Genomic DNA, 24223 nt, shown 5'->3' with positions numbered 1-24223 from the left:
ATGCAGCCCAGGACGCTCCGCGTCCCAAAGCGTGACGCAAAGCGTCACAAGAGGCGTTACCACGCAGAGCGTGGGAACGATCGGAGAAAGCCATGTCCCTGACCTTGCGCCAAGTGCGCTACTTCGTCGCCACCGCCGAAATCGGCCAGATTTCCCAGGCCGCCATTCACCTGAACATCTCCCAGTCGGCGGTGACCACCGCGATCAAGGAACTGGAGGCGATGCTCGGCGTGCAGTTGTTCGTGCGCTCGGCCCAGGGCATGAACCTCACTGACGCCGGGCGGCATTTTCTCAACCGCGCCTATGTGATCGTGCGCAGCGTGGACGACGCCCTCAACAGCCCACTGCCCGACTACCGCGCCAGCGGCGTATTGCGGGTAGCGGCCAGCTACACAGTGTTGGGTTACTTCCTGCCGCATCACTTGCAACGCATGCAACACTGGCACCCGGACGTGACCATCGACGTCTTCGAGCAGGAGCGCCAGGCCATTGAACACGGCCTGCTCGACGGCCAGTTCGACATGGCCGTGGTGCTCACCGCCAACCTGACTCACGCGGATATCGTCTCGGAAATCCTGTTCAACTCCGAACGCCGCCTGTGGCTGCCCAGCCATCACCCGCTGTGCGAGCGCGGCGCCGTGAGCCTGGCGGATGTGGCGCAAGAGCCTTACATCCTGCTGACCGTCGACGAAGCCGAGCACAGTGCCATGCGCTACTGGGAACAGGCCGGGCAAACGCCCAACGTGCGGCTGCGCACCAGTTCGGTGGAGGCGGTGCGCAGCATGGTCGCCAATGGCAGCGGCGTGGCGATTTTGTCAGACCTGGTGCACCGGCCGTGGTCGCTGGAAGGCAAGCGCATCGAAACCCTGACCGTCACCGACCCCGTCACGCCCATGAGCGTCGGCCTGGCCTGGCACCGCGAGCGCGCGTTTACCCCGGCGATGCAAGCGTTCCGCGATTACTTCCACGACGCCTTCCTGGCACCGCAACAGTTGTCGGCTCGGCGTTAAATACGCGCCTGCAAGGTAGCCGCCAGCCACTCCATGAACACCCGCACCCGCAACGGCAAATGCCGCTGGCCGGCGTAGAGCATGGAGACGTCCAGCGGCGGTGCGAGGTAGTCCGGCAACACCGAAACCAACTCGCCACTGGCCAATAAATCGCGAATGCCGAGCAGCGGCACCTGTATAATCCCCAACCCGCCGAGACACGCCGCCTGGTAGGCATCGGTGCTGCTGACGGTCACGCGCCCGGCCATGGCCACGCGCTGCACCTTGTTACCCAGCAGGTATTCAAACCCGGCCGAGCGCGCACCGAGCGGGCGCACGTAATGCACCAGTTGATGCTGCCCCAGATCGGCAATGGTTTCGGGCACGCCATAACGTTGCAGGTAGGCTGGGCTTACGCAGTTGACCATCGGCATGCTGCACACCTTGCGCGCAACCACGCTTTGATCGGGTTGCGCGCCCACGCGCACCACGCAATCAAAGCCTTCAGCAATCACGTCGACCTGGCGATCCGAACTGCTGATTTCCATCTCCACCAACGGGTGGCGCGCCATGAACGAGGGCAGCTGCGGCATCACCAGGCCGCGCGCCATGGCGTTGGGCATATCCACCCGAATGCGCCCGGCCAATTGCGCTTCGTCCTGGCGAAACAGGCCTTCGAGCTCTTCCATGTGCGCGAGCAAATCCTTGCTGCGCTCATACAACACGCGGCCGTCCTGGGTGGCTTGCACGGTGCGCGTGGTGCGCTGCAACAGGCGCGCACCCAGCAATGCTTCCAGCGCCTGCACGTGCTCGGACACGGTGGAGCGTGGCAGGCCCAGGCTCTCGCCGGCCTGGGTGAAACTCGACAGCTCGGTGACGCGCACGAAGGTGCGCAGTAGCTCAAGTTTGTTCATGGGATTGTTCGCCTTATCCGGCCAGTGATTCCGATATCAGCCTGTTTATCACGTTATAGGCGGACAAATACACTCAGTCCCACTGATCACCCATGAGGACTACCGCATGACTCGTAAAATCGCACTCATCACCGGCGCCAGCCGTGGCCTTGGCAAAAGCGCCGCTTTGCACCTTGCCGCACAAGGCGTGGATATCATCGGCACCTACCACAGCGCCGCCACTGAGGCCCAAGCGGTGGTCGCACAGGTTGAAGCGCTGGGCGGCCGCGCCGCCATGCTGCAACTGGACGTCAGCCAGAGCGGCAGCTTCGATGCTTTTGTCGGGCAAATCGCTACGGTGCTCAAGGACGTTTTCGCCCAGCAACATTTTAATTTCCTGATCAACAACGCGGGCATCGGCGCTCACGCAAGCTTTGCCGAAACCACCGAAGAGCAGTTCGACAAACTGGTGGCCATTCACTTCAAGGCGCCGTTTTTCCTCACCCAAAAACTGCTGCCGCTGATCAGCGATGGCGGGCGCATCATCAACATCTCCAGCGGCCTGGCGCGGTTCAGCCTGCCGGGCTACGCCGCCTATGCGTCGATGAAAGGCGCCGTGGAAGTGCTGTCGCGTTATCAGGCCAAAGAACTCGGCCCGCGTGGCATCACCGTCAACACCCTGGCACCCGGCGCGATTGCCACCGACTTCAGCGGCGGCGCAGTGCGCGATAACCCACAGGTGAATGCGATGGTGGCCGACAACACCGCCCTGGGCCGTGCCGGTTTGCCGGACGATATTGGCGGTGCAATTTCGATTCTGCTGGCCGATGGCAGCAACTGGATCACCGGCCAGCGCATCGAAGCCTCGGGCGGCATGTTTCTGTAAGCATTCTGCGCTAGCATCAATGCCTTCAGATCACTGACAGGCAATCACCGATGAGTTTTGATCCAGGCTTGGCCGGCGGCATGGGCGTATTGGCCGCCGTAGTCGACAGCGGCAGCTTTGCCCGCGCCGCCAACAGCCTGGAGATGACGCCTTCGGGGGTCAGCCGGGCGATTTCCCGCCTGGAAAAACGCCTCGGCATTCGCCTGTTCGACCGCACCACCCGCTCGGTGCAATTGACCGACGAAGGGCGACGTTTCTACCAGCAAATCGCCCCGCTGTTGGCCGGGCTGCAAGAGGCTGCCGATTCGGCGGCCGACAGCGCCCTTACCGTGCGCGGGCGTTTACGGGTGAACATCGACCCGTATTTTTCGCGGCTGGTCCTTGGCCCGGTACTCGGCGACTTCATGCGCCAATACCCGCAACTGCAACTCGACCTGCACACCCGTGACCAACTCGGCGACCTGGTGGCCGACGGCTTTGACTTGGCCATTCGCTTCGGCATCCCACAGTCCTCCTCGCTGATCGCCCGCAAACTGATGGAAGTGCGCGTGCTCACCGTGGCCTCCCCCACTTACCTTGAACAATACGGCCGACCAGCGATCCCGCAAGACCTGGAAACCGGGCATATGTGCCTGGATTTTCGCGACTCGCAAACCGGTCGCCCGTTTGCCTGGGAATTCCACCGGCCCGGCGAGCAAGTGATTGTGCGCACCAGCGGCCGCTTGGTGGTCAACGACGCCAGCACCTTATACAGCGTGTGTGAACACGGGCATGCCGTGGCGCAGATGCTCGACCTCGGCCTGGACTCGGCGATCCAGGCCGGCAGCCTGGTGGAGCTGTTCCCCGATTGGCCGGACGAGCGTTTCCCGTTGTACGCCTATTACCCGTCGCGGCACTTGCCCGCCGCCAAGGTGCGGGCATTTCTGGAGTTTGTGGCCTCGCTCAAGCTTGGCTAGGTACACGGGACTGTACGATTTTTTCCCGCAGCACGTCATAACCCCAGTGGTACACGTAGGTGTACGGCAGGAAGAACAACAGCACGCCGATGTCGAGGATGAAGGCTTCCAGCAGGCTGATCTTCATCAACGCGGCAATTAATGGCACCGCCAGGATGATCAGGCCGCCTTCGAACAACAGCGCATGCACCACGCGGGTCCAGCCGCCGCTGGTCAGTTGCAGGCGGGCTTTGAGACGGTCGAACAGGCTGTTGAAAATGACGTTCCAGCTCAGTGCCAACAGGCTGATGCCCAGGGTCACCGCGCCCATTTCCAGGGCCGGCCGGCCGGTGATCCAGACCAGCAGCGGCGTACAGATCAATAAGGCCAGCCCTTCAAAACCAATGGCCTGGCAAACACGTTCAGTAATCGACTTGGTAGGGTTCATGACCCGGCTCCTTGAGTGACGATGGTTGCCATGATTACCCTTTGACTCGATACTTCATAACTAATAACCATCGATAAAGGCGATAGTCATGGCCTCCAATGAAGTGCTGCAGGCGTTTGTGCAGGCGGCTACCCAAGGCTCGTTTTCGGCGGCGGCGCGCAAGCTGGGTAAAAGCCAGTCCACCGTCAGCGCGGCGGTGGCGAGCCTGGAGATTGATCTGGATGTGGTGCTGTTTGATCGCAGCAGCCGCAAGCCGACGCTTACGCCAGCCGGCCATGTGTTATTGCAACGCGCCGAGCAGGTGCTGGAGGCCAGCAGCCGCCTGGAGTTGGCAGCGAGCCAGTTGTCACAGGGTTTGGAACCCAAGCTGACCATCGCCATGTCCGATACTTACCAGTCCGACCGCTTTGAAATCGCCCTCAAGGCCTTTGAACAGCGCCACCCGGACCTTGAGCTGGAATGCCTGATCGCCGAATGCGAAGACCTGATCGCCCTGGTGCAAAGCGGCCGGGCGCAGATTGCGTTTATCGAAAAACAAGACACTTACCCGCCCGACCTGACCGGCGCGCCGGTCGAAGAACGTACCGAAATTGCCCTGTTCGCGGCGCCCACACACCCGCTGGCCAAGCTGAAGAACATCCCGGCGCAGACCTTGCAGCAACACCGCGAATTGCGCCTGGCCAGCATCATCAACCCGACTGAAACCCGCCCCAGCGGGCGGGTGTGGTCGGCGCCCAGTTACTTGATGCTGATGGAGATGGCACAGCTGGGGTTTGGCTGGGCACCGATTCCGCGCTGGTTGGTGGAGCGTTTTGGTGGCGACCACCTGGTCGAACTCAAGGCGCGCAGTTGGCCACGTTCGGTGGCGGTGGATGCGCTCTGGTCAAGGCACCACCCACCGGGGCCAGCGGGGAGTTGGTTGCTGGGCAAGATGCTGGAGTGATTCTGTCCGGACACTGAGGTTCCAGGTGGGAGCTGGCTTGCCTGCGATGGCGGTGAGCCAGTCTAGAATTTGGCGGCTGACACACCGCTATCGCAGGCAAGCCAGCTCCCACAGTTTTGATTTTCATTGTATAGGAGGTTTGAGTTCGGCCAGGCGGCGTTCGAGGAAGCGTTTCTCCGGGGTTTGCTGGGTCAGTAACAGGGCTTTTTCGTAAGCATCACGCGCCTCTTCCACCCGCCCCAACTGCCGACAAAACTCCCCGCGCGCCGAATGCGCCAAGTGATAATCGCGCAACTCCCCACGCTGCAAAATGCCCTCCACCAACTGCAACCCCGCCAATGGCCCCTGCCCCATCGCCACCGCCACAGCGCGGTTCAGCTCGATCACCGGCGACGGCACTTCGCGCAACAACACGTCGTAAAGCCCGACAATCTGCAGCCAGTCCGTGTCCTCTGCCTGGGGCGCTTCGGCATGCACCGCCGCGATCGCCGCCTGCAGGCAATACGGGCCAAAACGCCGTGTGTTCAACGCCTGCTCCACCAGTGCGCAGCCTTCAGCAATCAAGGACGCGTCCCACACTGCGCGGTTCTGTTCATGCAATAACACCAACTCACCGTCGGCCGAGGTGCGCGTTGCTCGGCGCGACTCATGCAGCAGCATCAGCGCCAGCAAGCCCATGACCTCCGGCTCTGGCAGCAACTCCAGCAGCAAGCGCCCCAAACGAATGGCTTCGCGGGTCAGGTCTTCGCGGGTGAGGTCGGCGCCCATGGACGCCGAATAGCCTTCGTTGAACACCAGGTAAACCACGCGCAGCACGCTGTCCAGACGCTCGGGCAACGCGTCCAGGGTAGGCACCTGGTAGGGGATTTTTGCTTCGCGGATCTTGCCCTTGGCGCGCACGATGCGCTGGGCGATGGTGGTGGGCGTGGCCAGAAAGGCGCGGGCGATTTCTTCGGTGGTGAGGTCGCAGATCTCACGCAAGGTCAGCGCCGCCTGGGCGTCGGGTGCCAACGCCGGGTGGCAGCAGGTGAAGATCAGGCGCAGGCGGTCGTCTTCCACGTCTTCCTCACTCCAGTCAGCCGCTTCCAGCGCGTCGGCCTGCTCCTGCAGTAACGGGGTAAAACGTGCCTGTCGGCGCAGGCGGTCGATGGCTTTGAAGCGGCCGGTGGAGACCAGCCAGGCCCGTGGGTTATCCGGCACGCCGTCTTGCGGCCAGCGCTGCAGCGCAATAAAAAACGCCTCGTGCAGCGCCTCTTCAGCCATGTCGAAATCACCCAGCAGGCGAATCAGCGTCGCCAGTACGCGGCGTGATTCGCTGCGGTAAATCGCCTCGACCTGCGGGGTCAATCGGGCATGCCCTGGGTCACCAAAGCCACCAGGCGGTCGAGGCTCTGGCCCCAGCCGTCATGGAAACCCATGGCTTCGTGGGCCTGCTTGTCAGCTTCGCTCCAATGCATGGCGCGGGCGGTGTACTGGGTCTTGCCGTCGACGGCTTCGAAGGTCACTTCGGCGGTCATGAACGGCTTGCCCGACGGTACCCAGCCCGGCGCAAAGGCATCGGTAAACACCAGCCGGTTCGGCGCCTTGATTTCCAGGAATACGCCGGAGGTCGGGTATTCGGCGCCATCCGGCGCGCGCATCAAGGTACGAAACAGACCACCGACCCACAGGTTCATTTCGCACTCCGGCGTGGTCATGCCGTGTGGCCCCCACCATTGCTGTAACAGCTCGGGCGTGGTCCAGGCGCGAAATACCTTGCTTGGCGGTGCGTCGATCAAACGGCTGATGGACAGTTCAAATTCAGCAGGTTGGGTATTCATGGGGTAAACCTCCTTAAAATCTTGTGGTTGTTGTGTTCAGAGATTCAATTCACGCACGGGGCGCACTTCCACACTGCCGACCCGGGCTGCCGGTATGCCGCCCGCCACCTGGATCGCTTCGTTCAGGTCTTTGGCCTCGATCAGGTAAAACCCGGCGAGCTGTTCCTTGGTTTCGGCAAACGGCCCGTCGGTGATCGACAGCTTGCCATTGCGCATGCGCACGGTGGTGGCGGTGCTCACCGACTCCAACGGCTCGGCGGCGAGCATTCGGCCGCTGGCCTGGATGGCCTCGGCGTAGGCAAAACACTCCGGGTCCGCCGGGCTGTCGGGCGAGGTGTGTAACACCTCTTCGTTGCTGTAGATCAGGCAGAGGTATTTCATGGCGCTCTCCGTTTTCGGACTACTGACTATAGTTCGTGGCGGTCAAGGTTTCAGGTCGAACAATGCCGTGCCGCTTTCCATGTCGAAGGGCGCCGACCAGTGCTCATGCACCACCTTCCACTGCCCGTTGATACGCTGGTAGCCGGCAGTCACGCGCATCCAGCACGCCTTCACCACGCCATCCGGCCCGGCGCCGCCGCAGTGGGCCAGCCAGTGGGCAAACGCGCTGTCGGGCGCCTCAACGATATGCAGCTCATGAAATTCGAAAATGCCCGGGCCAGGGCAATGCTTCATGCATTCGTCCCAATGGGCGCGGTAGGCGGCCTTGCCCTTGAATTGCAGCGCAGTGACGGCGTCGAACGAGACGATATCGTCGGCGTAATAGCTGACAATTTTGTCGATATCACGATCAAGTACGGCTTGTTTCCATTGCTCGATCAGGGTGGTGATTGCAGTGCTCATGGCGATACTCCTGGGGGTTGGAAATCACAAAGGACACCCTTAGTCGAACGGCCTCAGCGCAAATCGACAGGCCACTGAAAAATAATTTTGCCTGCGGCAAACCCGCTAGAATCCCCACCTCTTTGTAGGATTTCGGATGCGCCCCCGATGGAAACCCGCCTCGTCGCCTATGAGACGCTGAGCCTTGTGCAAAAACAGCAGCTCGACACCCTGCAAGTGCACCCCGAGCAACTGGCGTATTCCGGCGATATCTACTGCGCGCTCAACAGCCTGCTGGTCAACCCCAAGCCCGGCGCAATCAAAGGCTTTGCACTACTGGCCGACGAAATGCCCGTGGCCTTCCTGCTGCTCAAACGCCCACCCTGCCTGCCCCATTGGGCCGATGAACACAGCGCCACGCTGCACGCGTTGCAGGTGGACCGGCATCAGCAAGGGCGCGGGTTTGGCAAAGCGTGTTTGCAGGCATTGCCGGCGGCGGCCCTGCAGGCGTGGCCGCAGATCAAGGCGCTGGAGTTGTCGGTGGACACGGACAATGTGGCGGCGATGGGGTTGTATCTGGCGGCTGGGTGGGTGGACAGCGGGGAGGCGTATAAGGGGCGGGTTGGGTATGAGCGCAGGTTGAGTTGGGTGTTTGGTCGGGATGGCATTGACAGCTTAAAAATGTAACGTATATATGACTTAAATAATCAAAAGTAATGAATACGTGACATGGACACTTCTATTATCACCCAACGCTTAGGCCAACAAGTTCGCTCCATGCGCCTCAACCGTGGCTATACACAAGCGGACCTGGCGAAACTTGCGGGCGTTACCCGGCAAAAACTGATCGAAATCGAGAAGGGCAGCCTCTCTGTTTCCATGAATGCCTATGCTCGCGTGATTGCCGCCCTGGGCAGTGAGGTCAAATTAGTGCCAGTGACTCTGCCGACACTTGAAGAGTTAGAGGACTTGTTCAATGAATAGCCCCGCTCTTAGCGTTCATACGCCTCAGGGCGACAGCGGCAGCGTCTTGGTGGGCGCTGATGATTACCTGTTTCGCTACGACGCTAAGGCACAGGCCCAAAGCGCCATCAGCCTTACCATGCCCGTGCGCGCAGAAGAATATCGCCGCCGCGAATTGCATCCAATCTTTCAAATGAATTTGCCCGAAGGCTACGTACTGGAACAATTGCGTAACCGTCTGGCTAAAACGGTAAAAGTGGACCCGATGCTGTTACTGGCCTTATCAGGTAGCAGTGCACCGATTGGCCGGGTTTTCGTGATTTCCGATCAGATAAACGAATTGATCCAACGCAACGGTCCGCCCGCAAACGGAGAGAACCTGGCAGAAATTCTCGCGTGGGATGGAGCAGAAGACCTGTTCGCCGACTTGGTGGACCGTTACATTCTGCGAGCGGGCATTTCTGGCGTACAGCCCAAAGTGCTGGTGCCAGAAAAACCTCAAACTCCCGAGCAAAAATTCACCTCAAAAACCAACGACCTGATTATCAAAAGCGGGCGCGATGAGTTTCCGGGCTTGGCCATCAATGAATACCTGTGCATGTCCATTGCGCGGGATGCAGGCCTGCCCGTGCCGCCGTTTTATCTGTCGCAGAACCATAAGCTATTCATCATGCGGCGCTTTGATCGCGACGCGCAGCTCAACCCGCTGGGTTTCGAAGACATGACCACACTGATGGGCCTGTCTGCCGAACAGAAATACACCAAGAGCTATGCCGCCATCGCCAAGGCTGTACGCGCGTTTTGCTCACCAGAAAACCAACGCAGCTCGTTGGACCAATTGTTCGATAGCGTGGCTTTGAGTTGCATCGTGGGAAATGGCGATGCTCACCTGAAAAACTTCGGTGTGCTCTACAGTGACCCGATTAAATTTGACGCGCGCCTGGCCCCGGCTTACGACATCGTGAATACCACCGCCTATATACCTGAAGACACACTTGCGCTGGATCTGTCCGGCAACAAATCAATGTTTGCCTCACGCTTGGGCATCCTTGAGTTTGCAAGAACCTGCGAAATTGCAGAACCTCAGGCGCGTATTCAGGCGCTGCTTCAAACCCTTGAGGTCGTGCTCAAGCGCGAAGACGAATACTGTCGGTTAGCGCCTGACGTTGCAAAAGCCATTCGACAATCCGCCCAGAGCTACCAGCAGAGCTTCGGTGGCTGAACGCTTCTGTACTCATCCAAGGACAAGGTGGTGAACATGCTGACAACCCTCGAACAACTCGAAACCCTCTACGGCCTCCCCCACGAGCGGGCGGTGCGCAAGGAGATCGCGTTTCTCAACGAGGACTACCAGGCCATGGTGCGGGCGTCGCCCCTGGTGGTGGTGAGTTCATCCGGGCCGGACGGCATTGATGGCTCGCCACGTGGTGATGTGCCGGGGTTTGTGCGGATTGTGGATGAGCGCACCTTGGCGATCCCGGACCGGCCGGGCAATAACCGGCTCGACACCCTGCGCAATCTGCTGCAAGACCCACGCATTGCCTTACTGTTCATCATCCCGGGGGTTGGCGAAACGTTGCGCGTGAACGGCCGCGCACAGATTTCCATCGAGCCCGAGCTGCTGGAGAGTTTTGCGGTGAATGGCAAACCGGCGCGTTCGGTGATTCTGGTGCAGGTGGAGGCCGCGTATTTCCACTGCTCCAAAGCCTTTGTGCGCTCGGATTGCTGGAACCCCGAGAAGCACTTGGACCGCTCGGCACTGCCGTCGGCCGGAGCGTTTCACAAGCGGCTCAATGCTGGGCAGTTTGATGCCGAGGCCTATGACCGAGAGATGCCGGAGCGGGTCAAAAACACGCTGTATTGATACGTCTGTCGGCGCCGGCTTGCCGGCGCTGACAGCACCGCCGTCAGCCCTTTTCGCCAACCGGCAGCCAGATCTCCACCGTCCCCGTACCCTTGCGCGCGTCGAAATCGGCGCTGTAGCGTTCGAAATCCGCGCCCATCACCTTGTAGCCCGAGTGCGGCAACCACTCGAACATGATGCGTTCGTAGGTTTGCTCAAGTGCCTGCACCGGCCCGTAATGTGGGAACACGGCATAGTTGAGCGGCGCAATTTCGATGAACTCGAAGTTGCTCGGCACGTCGCTTTTAGTCGGGACTTCAACCCCGGCCATGTAGTCGAACTCGCCATGGTGGGGGTTATGGCACACACCATAGGTCACGCCACCGACGCGCTTTTTAATGTCTTTGATGCAAGTGTCGAACAATTCCCACAGCTTTGGGATATCACCCACTGTGGCCTTTGAATAACGCCCTTGTACCCCGGCGATTACCAAGGCTTTACCGGCTTCCATGCGTGGCTCTAACGGTTGTTTTGTCTGCTGATCCATACGAACAGTCTCCTTCTTATGAGGGAACAAACCCGCATCGAGTATAGGGGCATATCCAGGCTTCACTCCAAGTAGAAATTTTTCCTACACATCTGGACAACTGGCCATCATCGACCGTATTGTCTGCCCCGCAGGCCACCGCAGTGGCCGACGTCGCTCGGACGGTTCCGGGCGCTTACGTACCTCGAGGCAACAATGGCAGACCAAGGTTCGCCGCGCCGCTTTGCGCGCATAGATCGACTCCCCCCTTACGTTTTTAATATCACTGCCGAGCTGAAGATGGCTGCGCGTCGGCGCGGCGAAGACATCATCGACTTGAGCATGGGTAACCCTGACGGCGCCACGCCTCCCCACATCGTGGAAAAAATGGTCACCGTCGCCCAGCGTGAAGATACCCACGGCTACTCCACTTCCAAAGGCATTCCGCGGCTGCGCCGGGCGATTTCGCGCTGGTATAAAGACCGCTACGAAGTGGATATCGACCCGGAAACCGAAGCCATCGTGACCATCGGTTCCAAGGAAGGCCTGGCGCATTTGATGCTGGCCACCCTCGACCAGGGCGACACCGTGCTGGTGCCCAACCCCAGCTACCCGATTCACATCTACGGTGCCGTGATTGCCGGCGCCCAGGTGCGTTCGGTGCCGCTGGTGCCGGGCGTGGACTTCTTCGCCGAGCTGGAACGGGCGATTCGTGGCTCGATCCCCAAGCCGAAAATGATGATTCTGGGCTTCCCGTCCAACCCCACCGCGCAGTGCGTGGAACTGGACTTCTTTGAACGTGTGATCGCCCTGGCCAAGCAGTACGACGTGCTTGTTGTCCACGACCTGGCCTACGCCGACATCGTCTACGACGGCTGGAAAGCGCCGTCGATCATGCAAGTGCCGGGCGCCAAGGACATTGCGGTGGAGTTTTTCACCCTGTCCAAGAGTTACAACATGGCCGGCTGGCGCATCGGCTTTATGGTCGGTAACCCGGAACTGGTCAACGCCCTGGCGCGGATCAAGAGCTACCACGACTACGGCACCTTCACCCCGCTGCAAGTGGCCGCGATTGCGGCGCTGGAAGGTGATCAGCAGTGCGTGAAGGACATTGCCGAGCAGTATCGCCAGCGCCGTAACGTGCTGGTCAAAGGCCTGCATGAGCTGGGTTGGATGGTCGAGAATCCGAAGGCGTCGATGTACGTCTGGGCAAAAATCCCCGAGCAGTATGCCGCCATGGGTTCGCTGGAATTTGCCAAGAAACTGCTGCTGGAGGCGAAGGTGTGCGTGTCGCCGGGTATCGGCTTTGGTGAGTACGGGGATGATCATGTGCGCTTTGCGCTGATCGAGAACCAGGACCGGATTCGCCAGGCGGTACGCGGGATTCGCGGGATGTTCCGGGCGGATAAAGCCTGATCCTGAACGACCTGAAGAAACCGAATCAATGTGGGAGCTGGCTTGCCTGCGATGGCGATGGTAAATCCAACACCGCCATCGCAGGCAAGCCAGCTCCCACATTTGATTGGGTTACCACATAGGTTTTGTGGTGCGCCTGTTACACCACCAACGACAGCAACATGATAAAGATCAGCGCCACCACCGACAGAATGGTCTCCATCGCCGTCCAGGTCTTGAACGTCTCGACCACGGTCATATTGAAGTACTGCTTCACCAGCCAGAACCCCGCATCGTTGACGTGAGACAACACCAACGAGCCAGCCCCCGTCGCCAACACCAGCAGCTCACGGTTAACGCCTGGAATCATCCCGACCACCGGCACCACAATGCCTGCGCCGGTAATGGTCGCGACCGTCGCGGAGCCTGTGGCCACACGAATCACCGCCGCCACCAGCCACGCCAGCAAAATCGGGTTGATCTGCGCGTTCACCGCCATGTGGCCGATCACGTCGCCCACGCCGCTGGTCACCAGCATCTGCTTGAAACCACCACCGGCGCCGATGATCAGGATGATCGCAGCGGTCGGCGCGAGGCTGGCGTCGAGCAGCTTGAGGATTTGCTTGGAGTGAATGCCCTGGCGATGGCCAAAGGTGTACAGCGACAGCAGCAACGCCAGCAGCAGCGCAGTGATCGGGTGACCGATCATGTCCATCCAGTTGCGGATGGCATGGCCGTCCGGCAGCGCGACGTCGGCGAAGGTTTTGAGCAGCATCAGGAACACCGGCAGCAGCACGGTGATCAGGGTGATGCTGAAGCTCGGCAGGCTTTTGGATTCCGGCTCGCGGGCCAGTTGGTCGACCAGTTCCTGGGACGGGTTGCCCGGAATGTACTTGGCGATAAACGTGCCGAAAATCGGCCCGGCAATAATGGCGGTCGGCAGTGCGACGATCAGGCCGTACAGGATGGTCTTGCCGATGTCCGCACCAAACACGCCGATGGCCAGCAGCGGGCCAGGGTGCGGCGGCACCAGGCCGTGTACCGCCGACAGGCCGGCGAGCAGCGGGATGCCGATCTTGATCAGCGACACGCCGGTGCGGCGCGCGACGATAAATACCAGCGGGATCAGCAGTACAAAACCGATCTCGAAGAACAGCGGGATGCCCACCAGGAAGGCAGCGAACATCATCGCCCACTGAACTTTGTCTTTGCCGAAGGCACGGATCAGTGTCTGTGCGATCTGATCGGCGCCGCCGGACTCGGCCATCATCTTGCCGAGCATCGTGCCCAGCGCGAGGATAATGCCGACAAAACCAAGCACACCGCCAAAACCGTCCTGGAATGCCTTGATGATCTTGTCCACGGGCATGCCCGAGGTCAGGCCGAGGAAGCCGGCCGCGATGATCAGTGCAATGAACGGGTGCACCTTGAATTGGGTGATCAGAACGATCAACCCGATGATTGTGACCACTGCGTCTAGCAGCAGGTAGGACTCGTGGGACATGCCAAACATGGGGGGTCTCTCCTGTTTGTTGTTGTTATTAAAGCGGGTATTGAATCTTTCGCCGGGGGTAGCGCTACCTTTTCCGGCAAAAAATTAATGAGTAGGTTCAAAGCCGTGTTGCAGCCACCAGGCATTGGTTTGCTCGGCCAGGTCCTCAACGCTGTCTTCGCTGGCATTGAGCGCCAGGGTCAGCGGCTCGCCCACGGGCGATTCGAGGGTAGCGAACTGGCTATCGATCAGGCTTGCCGGCATGAAATGGCCGGGGCGGTGGGACACGCGGTCAGCGGCCACGGCGCGGGTCAGCTCCAGGAACACAAACCCCAGGCCCGGCGCGGCTTCGCGCAGGTGGTCACGGTATTTCTTTTTGAGGGCTGAGCAGGTGAGCACCGGATGCTCGCCCGCTTTGAGCGAGCGGCGCAGTTCATCGCAGAGGATATCGAGCCAGCCGGCGCGGTCGTCGTCGTTGAGGGGGTGGCCGGCGCTCATCTTTTCGATATTGGCGGCGGGGTGAAAGCTGTCGCCTTCAATGGCGGTGGCGCCGTTCAGGCGGCACAGGGCTTCGCTGACGCTGGACTTGCCACAGCCGGAAACACCCATGATGACCAGGGCGGTAACAGGTTGACTCATGAAACACCTCAGGACGCAGATAGCGCTACCTTTGCACGCTGTAAGGCTAGTGCAAAAACAGGCTTTTCCCGCGCCGACTTGTCATTTTTATGGAGTGACGCGTGCATCCTCTCCAACTGTTTGAACAGGATCAGGCAACCCAACGTTCAATAATTTGCAGCCATTTGGAGACAGCGCTACCTTAGTGCCTCGATTTTTGTTTGGCAACAGCCTGATGACCTCCAAGAACGATAAAAAATTGCGCACCACGGGTCGCCCGACCCTCAATGAAGTGGCCCGCCTGGCGGGTGTCAGCCCCATTACCGCCTCCCGCGCACTGCGTGGCGTCAGCACGGTTGCTACCGAGCTGGTGGAAAAAGTGCAACTGGCCGCTGCCGAACTGAATTACGTCGTCACCCCCGCCGCTCGCGCCCTGGCCTCGGCGCAAAGCCATTCGGTGGTGGTCATTGTGCCGTCGCTGTCCAACCTGTTGTTTATCGAAACCCTCGAAGCCATCCACGCAGTGCTGCGGCCCAAGGGCTTTGAAGTACTGATCGGCAACTCGCACTATTCGCGTGATGAAGAAGAAAACCTGCTGCGCAACTACATGGCCTACCAGCCACGCGGTTTGCTGCTGACCGGGTTTGATCGCACCGAAAGCGCACGACGGATGGTCGAGGCCAGCAATGTGCCCTGTGTGTACATGATGGATCTGGACCCGAACGCGGGCGTGAATTGCGTGGGGTTTTCGCAATTGAGCGCAGGCGAAACAGCCGCAGCGCATTTGCTCTCCCGTGGGCGCAAGCGCCTGGCGTATATCGGCGCGCAGTTGGACCAGCGCACGTTGCTGCGCGGTGAAGGGTTCCGCCGTGCCCTGCAGCAGGCGGGTATGTACGACCCGGCGCTGGAACTGCTGACGCCACGCCCCTCCTCCGTGGGCTTGGGTGGTGAGTTGTTTTTGCAGCTGCTGGCGGCGCATCCGGACGTGGATGCGATTTTCTTCGGTAACGACGACCTGGCCCAGGGTGCACTGCTGGAGGCCATGCGCCACGGCATCAACGTGCCGGAGCGCGTGGCAGTGCTGGGCTTTAACGATTTGCCGGCATCGTCTTTTATGGTGCCGCGTTTGAGCAGCATCAGCACGCCACGGGAAGCGATCGGGCGGCGCTCGGCGGAGCATTTGTTGACGATCATGGCGGGCAACAAGATTGCCAAGCCGGTGGTGGACATGGGGTTTGAGTTGCAGGTGCGCGAAAGCACGTAACTTTCAAAGCCCAAACACAATCAAACTGTGGGAGCTGGCTTGCCTGCGATGGCGGTAGACCTGTCGGCACATCGTTGCCTGACACACCGCTATCGCAGGCAAGCCAGCTCCCACATTTTTTTCCGTGCTCGCTTGAGATGTGGGACGCCTATAGGACGCGGCTGACATTGCCGTAAGCGCCTTGCCCGGTTGCCTACGCTTACGTCAGAATCCGCCGGCTTGTGCGCTTGGGTGGGTGGAAACTAAGGTGGGTCGGTCGCTGAATTTCTCGGCGATCGGGTTTAGTAGCCCACTTTTGGACCTCCTAAACCAGGAGCACTGCAATGATCAAAGAAATTGAAAAACCTGCAACTACGATCTTCACCCTCACACCCGACACACCCCTCGAATCCCTACTGATCAACAGCTACGAAACCGTGTGCTCCGTCAGCACCTTGCTGCTCGACCTGTCCAACGACCTCACCGGCAAACACCGCGACGTGGCTCTCGCCATTCATCAACTCAGCGAGTTATCAGTCTTGATGGTCGGCAAAGCCATGGACCAGCAAACACCACGCACCTAAAGCCTAACTCGGTTAACCCTGTGGGAGCTGGCTTGCCTGCGATGGCGGTAGACCTGTCGGCACATCATTGCCTGACACACCGCTATCGCAGGCAAGCCAGCTCCCACATGTTGTCCGTGCCCACTTAAGATATCGCCGTAAAGTCCTGCCCCTGCTAGATTGACCGCTCGCCATCGTCAGGGAAGCACCATGGGACACTCACTGAAAATCCTCGGCCGCACGTCCTCCATCAACGTGCGCAAAGTGCTCTGGACCTGCCAGGAACTGGGCATCGACTACGTACGTGAAGACTGGGGCATCGGCTTCAAGCCCACCCAGTCAGCCGAATTCCTGGCCCTGAACCCCAACGCCCAGGTGCCGGTGCTGATCGACGACCACGGCGTGTTGTGGGAGTCCAATACCATCTGCCGCTACCTGATCGGCCTCTACCAACGCACCGACCTGCTACCCGCCGAACCCGCGCCACGTGCGCGGGTCGAGCAATGGGTGGACTGGCAAGCCGTGGAACTCAACCGCGCCTGGGGCGATGCCTTCACCGCGCTGGTGCGCAATAACCCCGACAACCTCGACGCGGCGCAGATTGCCGCCGCCGTGCAGGTGTGGAATGACAAGATGGGCCTGCTGGAACAACAGCTGGCCAAAACCGGCGCCTATGTGGCCGGAGATGAATTCACCCTCGCCGATATCCTGATCGGCCTCTCGGTGCACCGTTGGCAGAACACGCCCATGCAGCGCCCGCCCTACCCTGCCATTGCGGCGTATTACCAACGCCTGAGCCAACGCCAGGGCTTCAAGACCTTCGCCCTCGACGGCCATCACTAAAACAAGGACTCACTGTGAAAGGACTCAACGTACTGCTTACCGGCGCCTGCGGCAGAATCGGCAAGACATTTTTCGAAGCCTCGAAAGACCGCTACCGCTTCACCCTCACGGACCGCATCGCGCCAGCGTTCGACCTGGGCGAGCACCGATTCGTCCACGCCGACCTCAGCGACAAAGCCAGCCTGGCTGCGCTGCTTGATGGCATCGACGTGGTCGTGCACCTGTCGGGCATCCCCCACGCCAGCGCGTCGTTCGACGAGTTGCTACCGAACAATATCCTTGCTACGACTTACCTGTTCGAAGCCGCCGTGGCCGCCGGCGTGAAGCGTTTGGTATTCGCCAGCAGCGCACAAACCATCGAAGGCTACCCGGTAGACCGGCAGATCACGCCCGGCATGCAGGTAATGCCCGCCAACCTGTATGGCGTGAGCAAATGCTACGGCGAGGCGTTGTGCGGCTACTACGCAGCCAAGACGCCACTGTCGACCATTGCCCTGCGCATCGGCGCCTTTGAGTTCCCCGAAACCCACGACCTCAACAACGCCCGCGACCTCAGCGCCTGGCTCAGCCCACGGGACGCGGTGCAATTGCTGCAACGCTCGGTGGAGGCCGAGGGCGTGAAGCACCTGATCGCCCATGGCATTTCCAATAACCGTTTCAAGCGCCTGGACCTGAGCGAAACCACGCGGGTGTTGGGTTACCATCCGGTCGATGATGCATTCCAAGCATTTGAAATCCCGATTACTTATTGAGTTCTGCCCATGCCTGCACTCTCCACCGCCGACGGCATCGACCCGATCCGTGCTGCCCACATCAGCGCGCGCATTGACCGCCTGCCCGCCGTCGCCACCGTCTGGCGCCTGGTGGCGCTGCTGTCGATCGGTGGTTTTTTTGAGCTGTATGACCTGTTCCAGACCGCCTATATCAGCCCCGGCTTGATCAGCGACGGTATTTTCCACACCGGCAGCGAGGGCGTGTTCGGCTTCTCGGACCAGGCCGCGTTCGCCTCGGCAACCTTTCTGGGCCTATTCCTCGGCGCCAGCCTGCTCAGCCCTATCGCCGACCGTTTCGGGCGCCGGGCGATCTTTACCTTTGCGTTGATCTGGTACACGGTCGCCACGGTGTTGATGGGCATTCAAACCTCGGCGCTGGGCATTATCGGCATGCGTTTTCTGGTGGGCATTGGCCTGGGGATCGAACTGGTAACCATCGACGCCTACCTGTCGGAACTGGTGCCCAAGCGCATGCGCAGTTCGGCGTTCGCCTTCGCGTTTTTCATCCAGTTTCTGTCGGTGCCGGCGGTGGCGTTGATGTCGTGGTGGTTGGTGCCCCAGGCGCCATTCGGGGTGTCCGGCTGGCGCTGGGTGGTGCTCAGCAGTGCAGTGTTTGCGCTGTTTATCTGGCAACTGCGCAAGCGCCTGCCGGAATCACCGCGCTGGCTGGCGCAAAAAGGTCGCTTTGATGAAGCCGGGCAGATCATGGACAACCTGGAGGCGCGCTGCCAAAAGGATCACGGCAAACCGCTGGATGAACCTGAACCGCAGGCCGTCGGCGTGCAAGGCAGCGGCCGTTTTGCCGATATCTGGCAACCGCCGTACCGGCGTCGCGCACTGATGCTGATTGTGTTTCACGTGTTCCAGGCCATCGGCTTTTTCGGCTTCGGCAATTGGTTGCCGGCGTTGCTGTCGGGTCAGGGCGTGAGCGTGACCCACAGCCTGATGTACGCCTTCATCATCACCCTCGCCTACCCGCTGGGGCCGTTGCTGTTTGTAAAAGTGGCCAATCGCTTTGAAAACAAATGGCAGATTGTCGGCTCAGCCATGGGCGCGATGATCTTCGGCAGCCTGTTTGCCCTGCAAACCACGGCCGTGGGGCTGGTGATCTGCGGGGTGATGATCACCTTCTGCAACGCCTGGCTGAGCTTCAGTTATCACTCGTACCAGAGCGAGTTGTTCCCGACCAATATCCGCGCACGGGCGGTGGGGTTCTGCTATTCGTTCAGCCGCTTGTCCACAGTGTTCAGCAGCTTGTTGATCGGTTTTATTCTGGAGCACCTGGGCACGCCGGGCGTGCTGGCGTTTATTGCCAGCAGCATGTTGATTGTGATGATCACCATCAGCTGGTTCGGGCCGCGCACGCGCAATTTGGCGTTGGAGAATATTGCGCACTGACGGCAACAGTTGGCCGCCTGCGGGACAATGATTGCCGCGACGCCCGCGCCATCCCCAACAAAACCGGGGGTGGTGCACTCGGCATGCTATTTGCTCCAGCTGTCGCACCGAACATTTCCACAGGTGACCGATCATGCTGGTTAATAACAACGCCCAAGCCGTATCGACCGTGCAACAGCTCAAGCGTCCCGACATGGACCCGGCCAACGCTGCCGCCAGCACGCTTTACAGTGGTGCCCTGCAAGCTGCGCAACAAAGCGTGACCGTGCCGGCCGCGCAAAAGGATTTGGACAAGGCCAACGACCGCATCGACGAAGCCTTCGCCAAGACCCGTGTGCAACTGCAAGCCACCACCGCCGCCCCTACCGCATCGACGGATGTGCCGGCAGCCGGTTCGAGCACCAGCACCGCACGCGCCGACTTCACCGACTACATGAACAAATCCCCCGCCGAACGCATCCGCGAGCAGTTGCTCAAGGAACAGGGTTTGACCGAGGCGCAAGTGCAAGCAATGCCGCAGGAAAAACAGGACGCGATTGCCAAGCAAGTGGCTGAACGCGTGAAGCAGCAGCAAGATCAGCAGGTAGCGGCGAAAGCCACTGATCCGGCGCAGGCGGTTAAAGAAACCCTGGCCGCGATCTGACCGACACCGCTGATGATCGGATGATCGTTCCCACGCTCCGCGTGGGAACGATCTTGAGCCCCCAGCCTTACTGCAGTTGCAACGTTGAGTTGAACTGGCTGATCGCATCCACCACATGCCGCGAGCCTTCCTGAATCTCCAGGATCACCTGCCCCGCTTCATTCGCCAATTCCACACCCAGCCCCGTACGGCTCAGGCTCGACTGCATGCTCGACACCGCACTCAGCGACAGGTCGTGGTTCTTGCGCACCACATCCACAATCTCCACTGTCGCCTGACTGGTGCGTGCGGCAAGGCTGCGCACTTCATCGGCCACCACCGCAAAACCACGCCCATGCTCGCCCGCCCGCGCCGCTTCAATGGCTGCGTTAAGCGCGAGCATATTGGTCTGCTCGGCAATGCTGCGGATGGTCTGCACGATGGAGCCGATGATGTCCGATTGCTTGCTCACCGCATCGATACTCTGGGCCGCCTGATTCAAGTCGCTGGAAATCTCTTCAATGATCTGCACGGTTTGCTGCACCACCTCCGAACCTTTGCGCGCACAGGCATCGTTTTGTACCGAGGTGGCATGCGCCGAATCGGCGGCGGTGCGCAGGGTGGTGACCTGGTCGGTGATGTCACTGGCGAATTTCACCACTTTGTACAGGCGCCCGTTGGTGTCGAAAATCGGGTTGTAGGACGCTTCCAGAAACAGGGTCTTGCCGTATTTGTTCTTACGCTCGAAGCGATGGGAATGATATTCCCCACGGTTGAGCGAGGCCCAGAACGCCTTGTAGGCCGGCAATTCAACCTCGGCACGGTGGCAGAACATGCTGTGGTGCTGGCCGATGATTTCTTCGCGTGAGTACTGCACGGTGCGCAGGAAATTGTCGTTGGCGTTGAGAATCTGGCCCTGGGGCGTGAACTCGATCACCGCCATTGAACGGCTGATGGCGTCGATCAGGCTCTGGTTCTCGTGTTCATGATGGACCCGCGCCGAAATATCCGAAGCCACTTTGATCACGCTCTGCACCTGGTTGTTGCTGTCGAGCACCGGCATATAACTGGCTTCGAGCCACACTTCTTCGCCACGCTTGTTCAGGCGCATAAAGGTGCCGCTGAGGGCTTCGCCCCGCGCCAGGTCACGCCATAGCTTGGTGTAGGCCTCGGTGTGGGTGTAGGCAACCTCGCAAAAAATGCGGTGATGCTTGCCGCGAATTTCCTCCACCTTGTAGCCCATGGCTGTGCAGAAGTTGTCGTTGGCATCGAGGATGATGCCGTTGCGGTCGAACTCGATCATTGCCATGGAACGGCTGATGGCGGCGAGTTTGGCGTTGGCTTCGGTGAGGGCACAGGAGAAACGTTCGATTTCTTGCAGGTCGGATTTGTGATGGCGGTTGAACATGGTCAGATCACCCTTGATTCCCGGCGCCTGAAAGGCGCATTCCATTCATTTTTTGGATAGTGCTGGCTAACCTTCATGGGGAAATAACCATCCGAAACGCTTTATATGCCAAACGTCATCAACGGTTCTGGGTGAGCATAGACAGGGCTTGGCGCTATGCAAGGCCACTAGTCAGCCAGCATTTTTAACAATGCGCTTGCCGCGGCTGAAGGCGGCCGGGTGGGCGAGCCGACCAAGGCAAATTCGCGATACAGCGGGACGGTCAGCGGCATCACGCGCAAGCCATTGCGCTTTACCGGCAAGGCCATTTCAGGTACCAGCGTGACGCCGACGCCTTCGCGTACCAGGCTGTAGGCGCTGTTCCACTCGCGTACTTCCACGCGAATATCGCGCAGGGTAAGCCCCGCAGCGCCCGCCAAGCTGCGGGCACTGGCGGTGCAACCGCCGGTGGCAAGTACAAAGGGTTGCTCCAGCAGTTCCTCAAACGACACGCTGGCGTTGGCCGGGCGCTGCGCCAAGGGATGATCGGTCGGCAACACGGCCATCCAGCAATCTCGCCCCAATACGCTGGCGTTGCGCTCGGGCCTGGGGTTGAGCACCACGCCCAGGTCGATCAGGCCGGCGTCAAGCAAGGTGAGCACTTCACTGTCCGTGACATCCAGCGTGGTCACTTCAATACCGGGGTTCAGCTGACGAAAACGCTGCAGCAGCGGCGTCAGAAAAGTCGCCATCACCATCGGGAAACTGGCGATGCGAATACTCCCACGCAGCAGCGGCCGAGCGTCGTCGACCGTTGTACGAATCGCCTGCAACGCCCCCATCATAACGCGCGCTTGTTCGATCACACTCAACCCGAGCGCGGTGGGCAAGGTCTTGCGCGGCTCGCGCGTGAACAATTGCGCACCCAAAGTCGCCTCCATGTTGGCCATGGCCTGGCTGGCGGCGGACTGGGTCATGCCCACCTGCTCGGCAGCCGCCGTAATGCTGCCTTGATCGGCCACGGCCACCAGCAAGCGCCAGTGCATCAGGTTCATCATGGCAGTAGCTGTCCTTATGGGTGGGGTCTGAAGGTTTAATTTTACCCACGGTGCCATGCCCGCGAGACTGGCGCAAATTCAACCGAGTAGCCCCACATGAAATTGTATTTCTCCCCGAATGCCTGTTCCCTCGCCCCCCATATCGTGCTGCGCGAATTGGCGCTGCCGTTCGACTTGGTAAGGGTCGATAACAAGGCCAAAACCACTGCCGATGGCGCAGACTTCCTGCAAATAAACCCCAAGGGCTATGTGGCGGCGCTGCAACTGGATAACGGCCAGGTGCTGACCGAAGCCAGTGCGATCCTGCAATACCTGGCCGACCTGAAACCCGCCGCCCAGTTGGCCCCGGCCAATGGCAGTTGGGAGCGTGTGCGTTTGCAGGAATGGCTGAATTTCATCGCCAGCGAGATTCACGGCGGGCTGGGGATTTTCTTCAACCCGGCGATCCAAGGCGAAGTGCGAGCCACGTTTGTGGCCAAGTTGTTCAAGCGCTTTGAGTTTCTGGTGCAGACGCTGGAGCGTCAGGATTATTTGCTGGGCGAGCAGTACTCGGTAGCGGATGCGTATTTGTTTGTGCTGCTGCGCTGGGCGGCGGTTCATGACATTGATCTGCAGCCGTGGCCGGCGTTAACGGCGTTTATGCAACGCGTTGGCGCACGGCCTGCCGTGACTGCGGCACTGGCCGCTGAAAATCCATGACCTGAAATGCAATCCACCGTGGGAGCTGGCTTGCCTGCGATGACTGTGTGTCAGGCAATGATGTGCTGTCTGGGCCAGCGCTATCGCAGGCAAGCCAGCTCCCACAGTTGATGTTCATTGGTTTAGAGCCTTGAAGACTATTTGCTGTACATCGACCTTTTTCGGGATCAGGCCGTTGGCGAAGAACAGGTCGGCGGTGCGCTGCTGATTGGCGATGTCGATAGCCTGCAGCGGTCGAATCGGCTCCGGCGAGCGGTGTTCGAAGTAGCTTTTGACCACCGCCGGTTGCAGGCCCAGGGTCTTGGCCATCAAGGCGATGCTTTCTTCGGGCTGGTCCAGGGACAGGCGCTGGGCCTTGCCGAGCGTCTTGATGATGGTGGCGACGGCGTGCGGGTACTGTTTGGCAAACGGGCTGTTGACCACAAAGAAACTGCCCGCCGGGTTAAGGCCCTGGCCGTCGCCCAATACGCGGGCGGAGCCATCGACCACGGCCGCCGAGTAGTAAGGGTCCCACACCACCCAGGCGTCGACTTTGCCTTGTTCAAACGCGGCGCGGCCGTCGGACGGCGACAGGTACACCACATTCACATCCTTCCACTGCAAGCCCGCGCGCAGCAGGCTTTTGAGGAACAGGTTGTGTGCGCTGGAGCCCTTGAGCAGCGCCACGCGCTTGCCCTTGAGTTCGGCCACGCTTTGGATGCTGCTGGCTGTGGGCACCAGCACCGCTTCGGTTTTGCCTTCATTGGGCTCGACAGCGAAGTACTGCAAGTCGATGCCGGCGGCCTGGGCGAAGATCGGCGGGATGTCGCCGATATTGCCAATGTCCAGGCTGCCGGCGTTCAGCGCTTCGATCAGTGGCGGGCCGCCGAGGAATTCAGTCCACTGCACCTGGGTGCCGGGCAGCGCCTCTTCGAACAGTTTGTGCTCACGGGCCAGTACCATGCTCACCGAGCTTTTCTGGTAGCCGATGCGCAAGGTGGACGGTTCGGCCGCAGACACCGCTGCCGAAAACACAAGTGAAGCCAGAACCACACTGAAAAACTTAACCATCATTGTTACCTCCG

The 24223-nt window shown here is 60.2% G+C and carries 28 protein-coding genes; 16 read left to right on the top strand and 12 right to left on the bottom strand.

Going from position 1 to position 24223, the window contains the following annotated elements; genetic code table 11:
• Positions 1 to 92 precede the first annotated feature (92 nt).
• Positions 93 to 1010, top strand: coding sequence for a LysR family transcriptional regulator (locus AOA62_RS30320; RefSeq protein ID WP_017137886.1), 918 nt, complete (start codon positions 93 to 95; stop codon positions 1008 to 1010).
• On the opposite strand, the gene AOA62_RS30315 is transcribed toward AOA62_RS30320, so the two are convergent.
• Positions 1007 to 1903 carry a LysR family transcriptional regulator gene (locus AOA62_RS30315; RefSeq protein ID WP_099550469.1) on the bottom strand — a complete coding sequence of 299 codons (897 nt, stop codon included), beginning with the start codon at positions 1901 to 1903 and terminating at the stop codon, positions 1007 to 1009. The two genes, AOA62_RS30320 and AOA62_RS30315, sit on opposite strands and share 4 nt — an antisense overlap.
• Positions 1904 to 2009: 106 nt before the next feature.
• Here AOA62_RS30315 and AOA62_RS30310 point away from each other — a divergent pair, with 106 nt between their 5' ends.
• Together AOA62_RS30310 and AOA62_RS30305 are read left to right on the top strand one after the other, a co-directional pair.
• The gene (locus tag AOA62_RS30310) at positions 2010 to 2768 is read left to right on the top strand and encodes an SDR family NAD(P)-dependent oxidoreductase (protein ID WP_017137888.1); all 759 of its coding nucleotides are present in this window, start codon (positions 2010 to 2012) and stop codon (positions 2766 to 2768) included.
• Positions 2769 to 2818: 50 nt separating this feature from the next.
• Entirely contained in the window at positions 2819 to 3724 is a 906-nt protein-coding gene (locus AOA62_RS30305; RefSeq protein WP_099550468.1) for a LysR family transcriptional regulator, read from the top strand.
• Here AOA62_RS30305 and AOA62_RS30300 read toward each other — a convergent pair.
• Positions 3711 to 4151, bottom strand: a complete 441-nt coding sequence (locus AOA62_RS30300) for a multidrug/biocide efflux PACE transporter (protein ID WP_017137890.1) — start codon at positions 4149 to 4151, stop codon at positions 3711 to 3713. The genes AOA62_RS30305 and AOA62_RS30300 overlap by 14 nt on opposite strands.
• 88 nt (positions 4152 to 4239) lie before the next feature.
• Between AOA62_RS30300 and AOA62_RS30295 the strand changes: the two genes are divergently transcribed.
• Entirely contained in the window at positions 4240 to 5094 is an 855-nt protein-coding gene (locus tag AOA62_RS30295) for a LysR family transcriptional regulator (protein ID WP_099550467.1), read from the top strand.
• A 123-nt stretch (positions 5095 to 5217) separates the two neighbouring features.
• Here the strand turns inward: AOA62_RS30295 and AOA62_RS30290 are convergent, their stop codons facing one another.
• The 4 genes from AOA62_RS30290 to AOA62_RS30275 are packed head-to-tail and all read right to left on the bottom strand — an operon-like array spanning position 5218 to position 7757.
• Complete coding sequence (locus tag AOA62_RS30290) at positions 5218 to 6441, bottom strand: RNA polymerase sigma factor (RefSeq protein ID WP_099550466.1); 1224 nt, start codon at positions 6439 to 6441, stop codon at positions 5218 to 5220.
• Positions 6438 to 6914 (bottom strand): SRPBCC family protein, encoded by a 477-nt coding sequence (locus AOA62_RS30285; RefSeq protein WP_017135435.1) that lies wholly within the window; start codon positions 6912 to 6914, stop codon positions 6438 to 6440. The genes AOA62_RS30290 and AOA62_RS30285 overlap by 4 nt, the downstream gene beginning before the upstream one ends.
• A 36-nt stretch (positions 6915 to 6950) precedes the next feature.
• Complete coding sequence (locus AOA62_RS30280; protein ID WP_017135434.1) at positions 6951 to 7295, bottom strand: YciI family protein; 345 nt, start codon at positions 7293 to 7295, stop codon at positions 6951 to 6953.
• A 42-nt stretch (positions 7296 to 7337) separates the two neighbouring features.
• Positions 7338 to 7757: a nuclear transport factor 2 family protein gene (locus tag AOA62_RS30275; protein WP_099550465.1), complete on the bottom strand. Its 420-nt coding sequence runs from the start codon at positions 7755 to 7757 to the stop codon at positions 7338 to 7340.
• 147 nt (positions 7758 to 7904) lie between these two features.
• Between AOA62_RS30275 and AOA62_RS30270 the strand changes: the two genes are divergently transcribed.
• The 4 genes from AOA62_RS30270 to AOA62_RS30255 are packed head-to-tail and all read left to right on the top strand — an operon-like array spanning position 7905 to position 10563.
• A complete protein-coding gene (locus tag AOA62_RS30270; protein WP_099550464.1) occupies positions 7905 to 8423 on the top strand; it encodes a GNAT family N-acetyltransferase in 519 nt (172 codons plus the stop codon).
• 42 nt (positions 8424 to 8465) lie between these two features.
• A complete protein-coding gene (locus AOA62_RS30265; RefSeq protein ID WP_017135431.1) occupies positions 8466 to 8720 on the top strand; it encodes a helix-turn-helix domain-containing protein in 255 nt (84 codons plus the stop codon).
• A complete protein-coding gene (locus AOA62_RS30260; RefSeq protein WP_026013559.1) occupies positions 8713 to 9921 on the top strand; it encodes a type II toxin-antitoxin system HipA family toxin in 1209 nt (402 codons plus the stop codon). The genes AOA62_RS30265 and AOA62_RS30260 overlap by 8 nt, the downstream gene beginning before the upstream one ends.
• Before the next feature lie 36 nt (positions 9922 to 9957).
• Positions 9958 to 10563: a pyridoxamine 5'-phosphate oxidase family protein gene (locus AOA62_RS30255; RefSeq protein ID WP_017135429.1), complete on the top strand. Its 606-nt coding sequence runs from the start codon at positions 9958 to 9960 to the stop codon at positions 10561 to 10563.
• A gap of 43 nt (positions 10564 to 10606) precedes the next feature.
• Here AOA62_RS30255 and AOA62_RS30250 read toward each other — a convergent pair whose 3' ends face one another.
• Positions 10607 to 11089, bottom strand: a complete 483-nt coding sequence (locus tag AOA62_RS30250) for a GyrI-like domain-containing protein (protein WP_017135428.1) — start codon at positions 11087 to 11089, stop codon at positions 10607 to 10609.
• 195 nt (positions 11090 to 11284) lie between these two features.
• On the opposite strand from AOA62_RS30250, the gene alaC reads away from it, so the two are divergent.
• The gene (alaC, locus tag AOA62_RS30245) at positions 11285 to 12484 is read left to right on the top strand and encodes an alanine transaminase (RefSeq protein ID WP_017135427.1); all 1200 of its coding nucleotides are present in this window, start codon (positions 11285 to 11287) and stop codon (positions 12482 to 12484) included.
• Between the two features lie 139 nt (positions 12485 to 12623).
• On the opposite strand, the gene AOA62_RS30240 is transcribed toward alaC, so the two are convergent.
• Both AOA62_RS30240 and AOA62_RS30235 read right to left on the bottom strand, forming a co-directional pair.
• Complete coding sequence (locus tag AOA62_RS30240) at positions 12624 to 13976, bottom strand: GntP family permease (protein WP_056859617.1); 1353 nt, start codon at positions 13974 to 13976, stop codon at positions 12624 to 12626.
• 84 nt (positions 13977 to 14060) lie between these two features.
• Positions 14061 to 14594, bottom strand: coding sequence for a gluconokinase (locus AOA62_RS30235; RefSeq protein WP_017139216.1), 534 nt, complete (start codon positions 14592 to 14594; stop codon positions 14061 to 14063).
• 211 nt (positions 14595 to 14805) lie between these two features.
• On the opposite strand from AOA62_RS30235, the gene AOA62_RS30230 reads away from it, so the two are divergent.
• From AOA62_RS30230 to AOA62_RS30205, 6 genes are all read left to right on the top strand, one after another.
• Positions 14806 to 15837, top strand: coding sequence for a LacI family DNA-binding transcriptional regulator (locus AOA62_RS30230; RefSeq protein WP_178075676.1), 1032 nt, complete (start codon positions 14806 to 14808; stop codon positions 15835 to 15837).
• A 323-nt stretch (positions 15838 to 16160) separates the two neighbouring features.
• Positions 16161 to 16400, top strand: coding sequence for a DUF6124 family protein (locus tag AOA62_RS30225; protein ID WP_099550463.1), 240 nt, complete (start codon positions 16161 to 16163; stop codon positions 16398 to 16400).
• Between the two features lie 189 nt (positions 16401 to 16589).
• Positions 16590 to 17222: a glutathione S-transferase family protein gene (locus AOA62_RS30220; protein ID WP_017139213.1), complete on the top strand. Its 633-nt coding sequence runs from the start codon at positions 16590 to 16592 to the stop codon at positions 17220 to 17222.
• Positions 17223 to 17236: 14 nt separating this feature from the next.
• Positions 17237 to 17974, top strand: a complete 738-nt coding sequence (locus tag AOA62_RS30215; protein ID WP_017139212.1) for an NAD(P)-dependent oxidoreductase — start codon at positions 17237 to 17239, stop codon at positions 17972 to 17974.
• A 9-nt stretch (positions 17975 to 17983) separates the two neighbouring features.
• Entirely contained in the window at positions 17984 to 19393 is a 1410-nt protein-coding gene (locus AOA62_RS30210; protein ID WP_017139211.1) for an MFS transporter, read from the top strand.
• Between the two features lie 133 nt (positions 19394 to 19526).
• Positions 19527 to 20036 (top strand): hypothetical protein, encoded by a 510-nt coding sequence (locus AOA62_RS30205; protein WP_017139210.1) that lies wholly within the window; start codon positions 19527 to 19529, stop codon positions 20034 to 20036.
• Positions 20037 to 20103: 67 nt separating this feature from the next.
• Here the strand turns inward: AOA62_RS30205 and AOA62_RS30200 are convergent, their stop codons facing one another.
• On the bottom strand, positions 20104 to 21423 hold the full coding sequence (locus AOA62_RS30200; RefSeq protein WP_099550498.1) for a PAS domain-containing methyl-accepting chemotaxis protein: 1320 nt from the start codon (positions 21421 to 21423) through the stop codon (positions 20104 to 20106).
• 167 nt (positions 21424 to 21590) lie between these two features.
• Positions 21591 to 22460 carry a LysR family transcriptional regulator gene (locus AOA62_RS30195; protein ID WP_099550462.1) on the bottom strand — a complete coding sequence of 290 codons (870 nt, stop codon included), beginning with the start codon at positions 22458 to 22460 and terminating at the stop codon, positions 21591 to 21593.
• 96 nt (positions 22461 to 22556) lie between these two features.
• On the opposite strand from AOA62_RS30195, the gene gstA reads away from it, so the two are divergent.
• On the top strand, positions 22557 to 23159 hold the full coding sequence (gene gstA / locus AOA62_RS30190) for a glutathione transferase GstA (protein WP_017139208.1): 603 nt from the start codon (positions 22557 to 22559) through the stop codon (positions 23157 to 23159).
• Between the two features lie 114 nt (positions 23160 to 23273).
• Here gstA and AOA62_RS30185 read toward each other — a convergent pair whose 3' ends face one another.
• Entirely contained in the window at positions 23274 to 24209 is a 936-nt protein-coding gene (locus AOA62_RS30185) for an aliphatic sulfonate ABC transporter substrate-binding protein (RefSeq protein WP_017139207.1), read from the bottom strand.
• Positions 24210 to 24223: the final 14 nt, after the last annotated feature.

Origin of the sequence: Pseudomonas sp. 2995-3, assembly GCF_002742565.1 — a bacterium.
In the GTDB taxonomy this organism is placed as follows: Bacteria; Pseudomonadota; Gammaproteobacteria; order Pseudomonadales; family Pseudomonadaceae; genus Aquipseudomonas; species Aquipseudomonas edaphica.
Note: the sequence above shows the minus strand (reverse complement) of the source record. Positions and strands in the feature narration are given on the sequence as shown.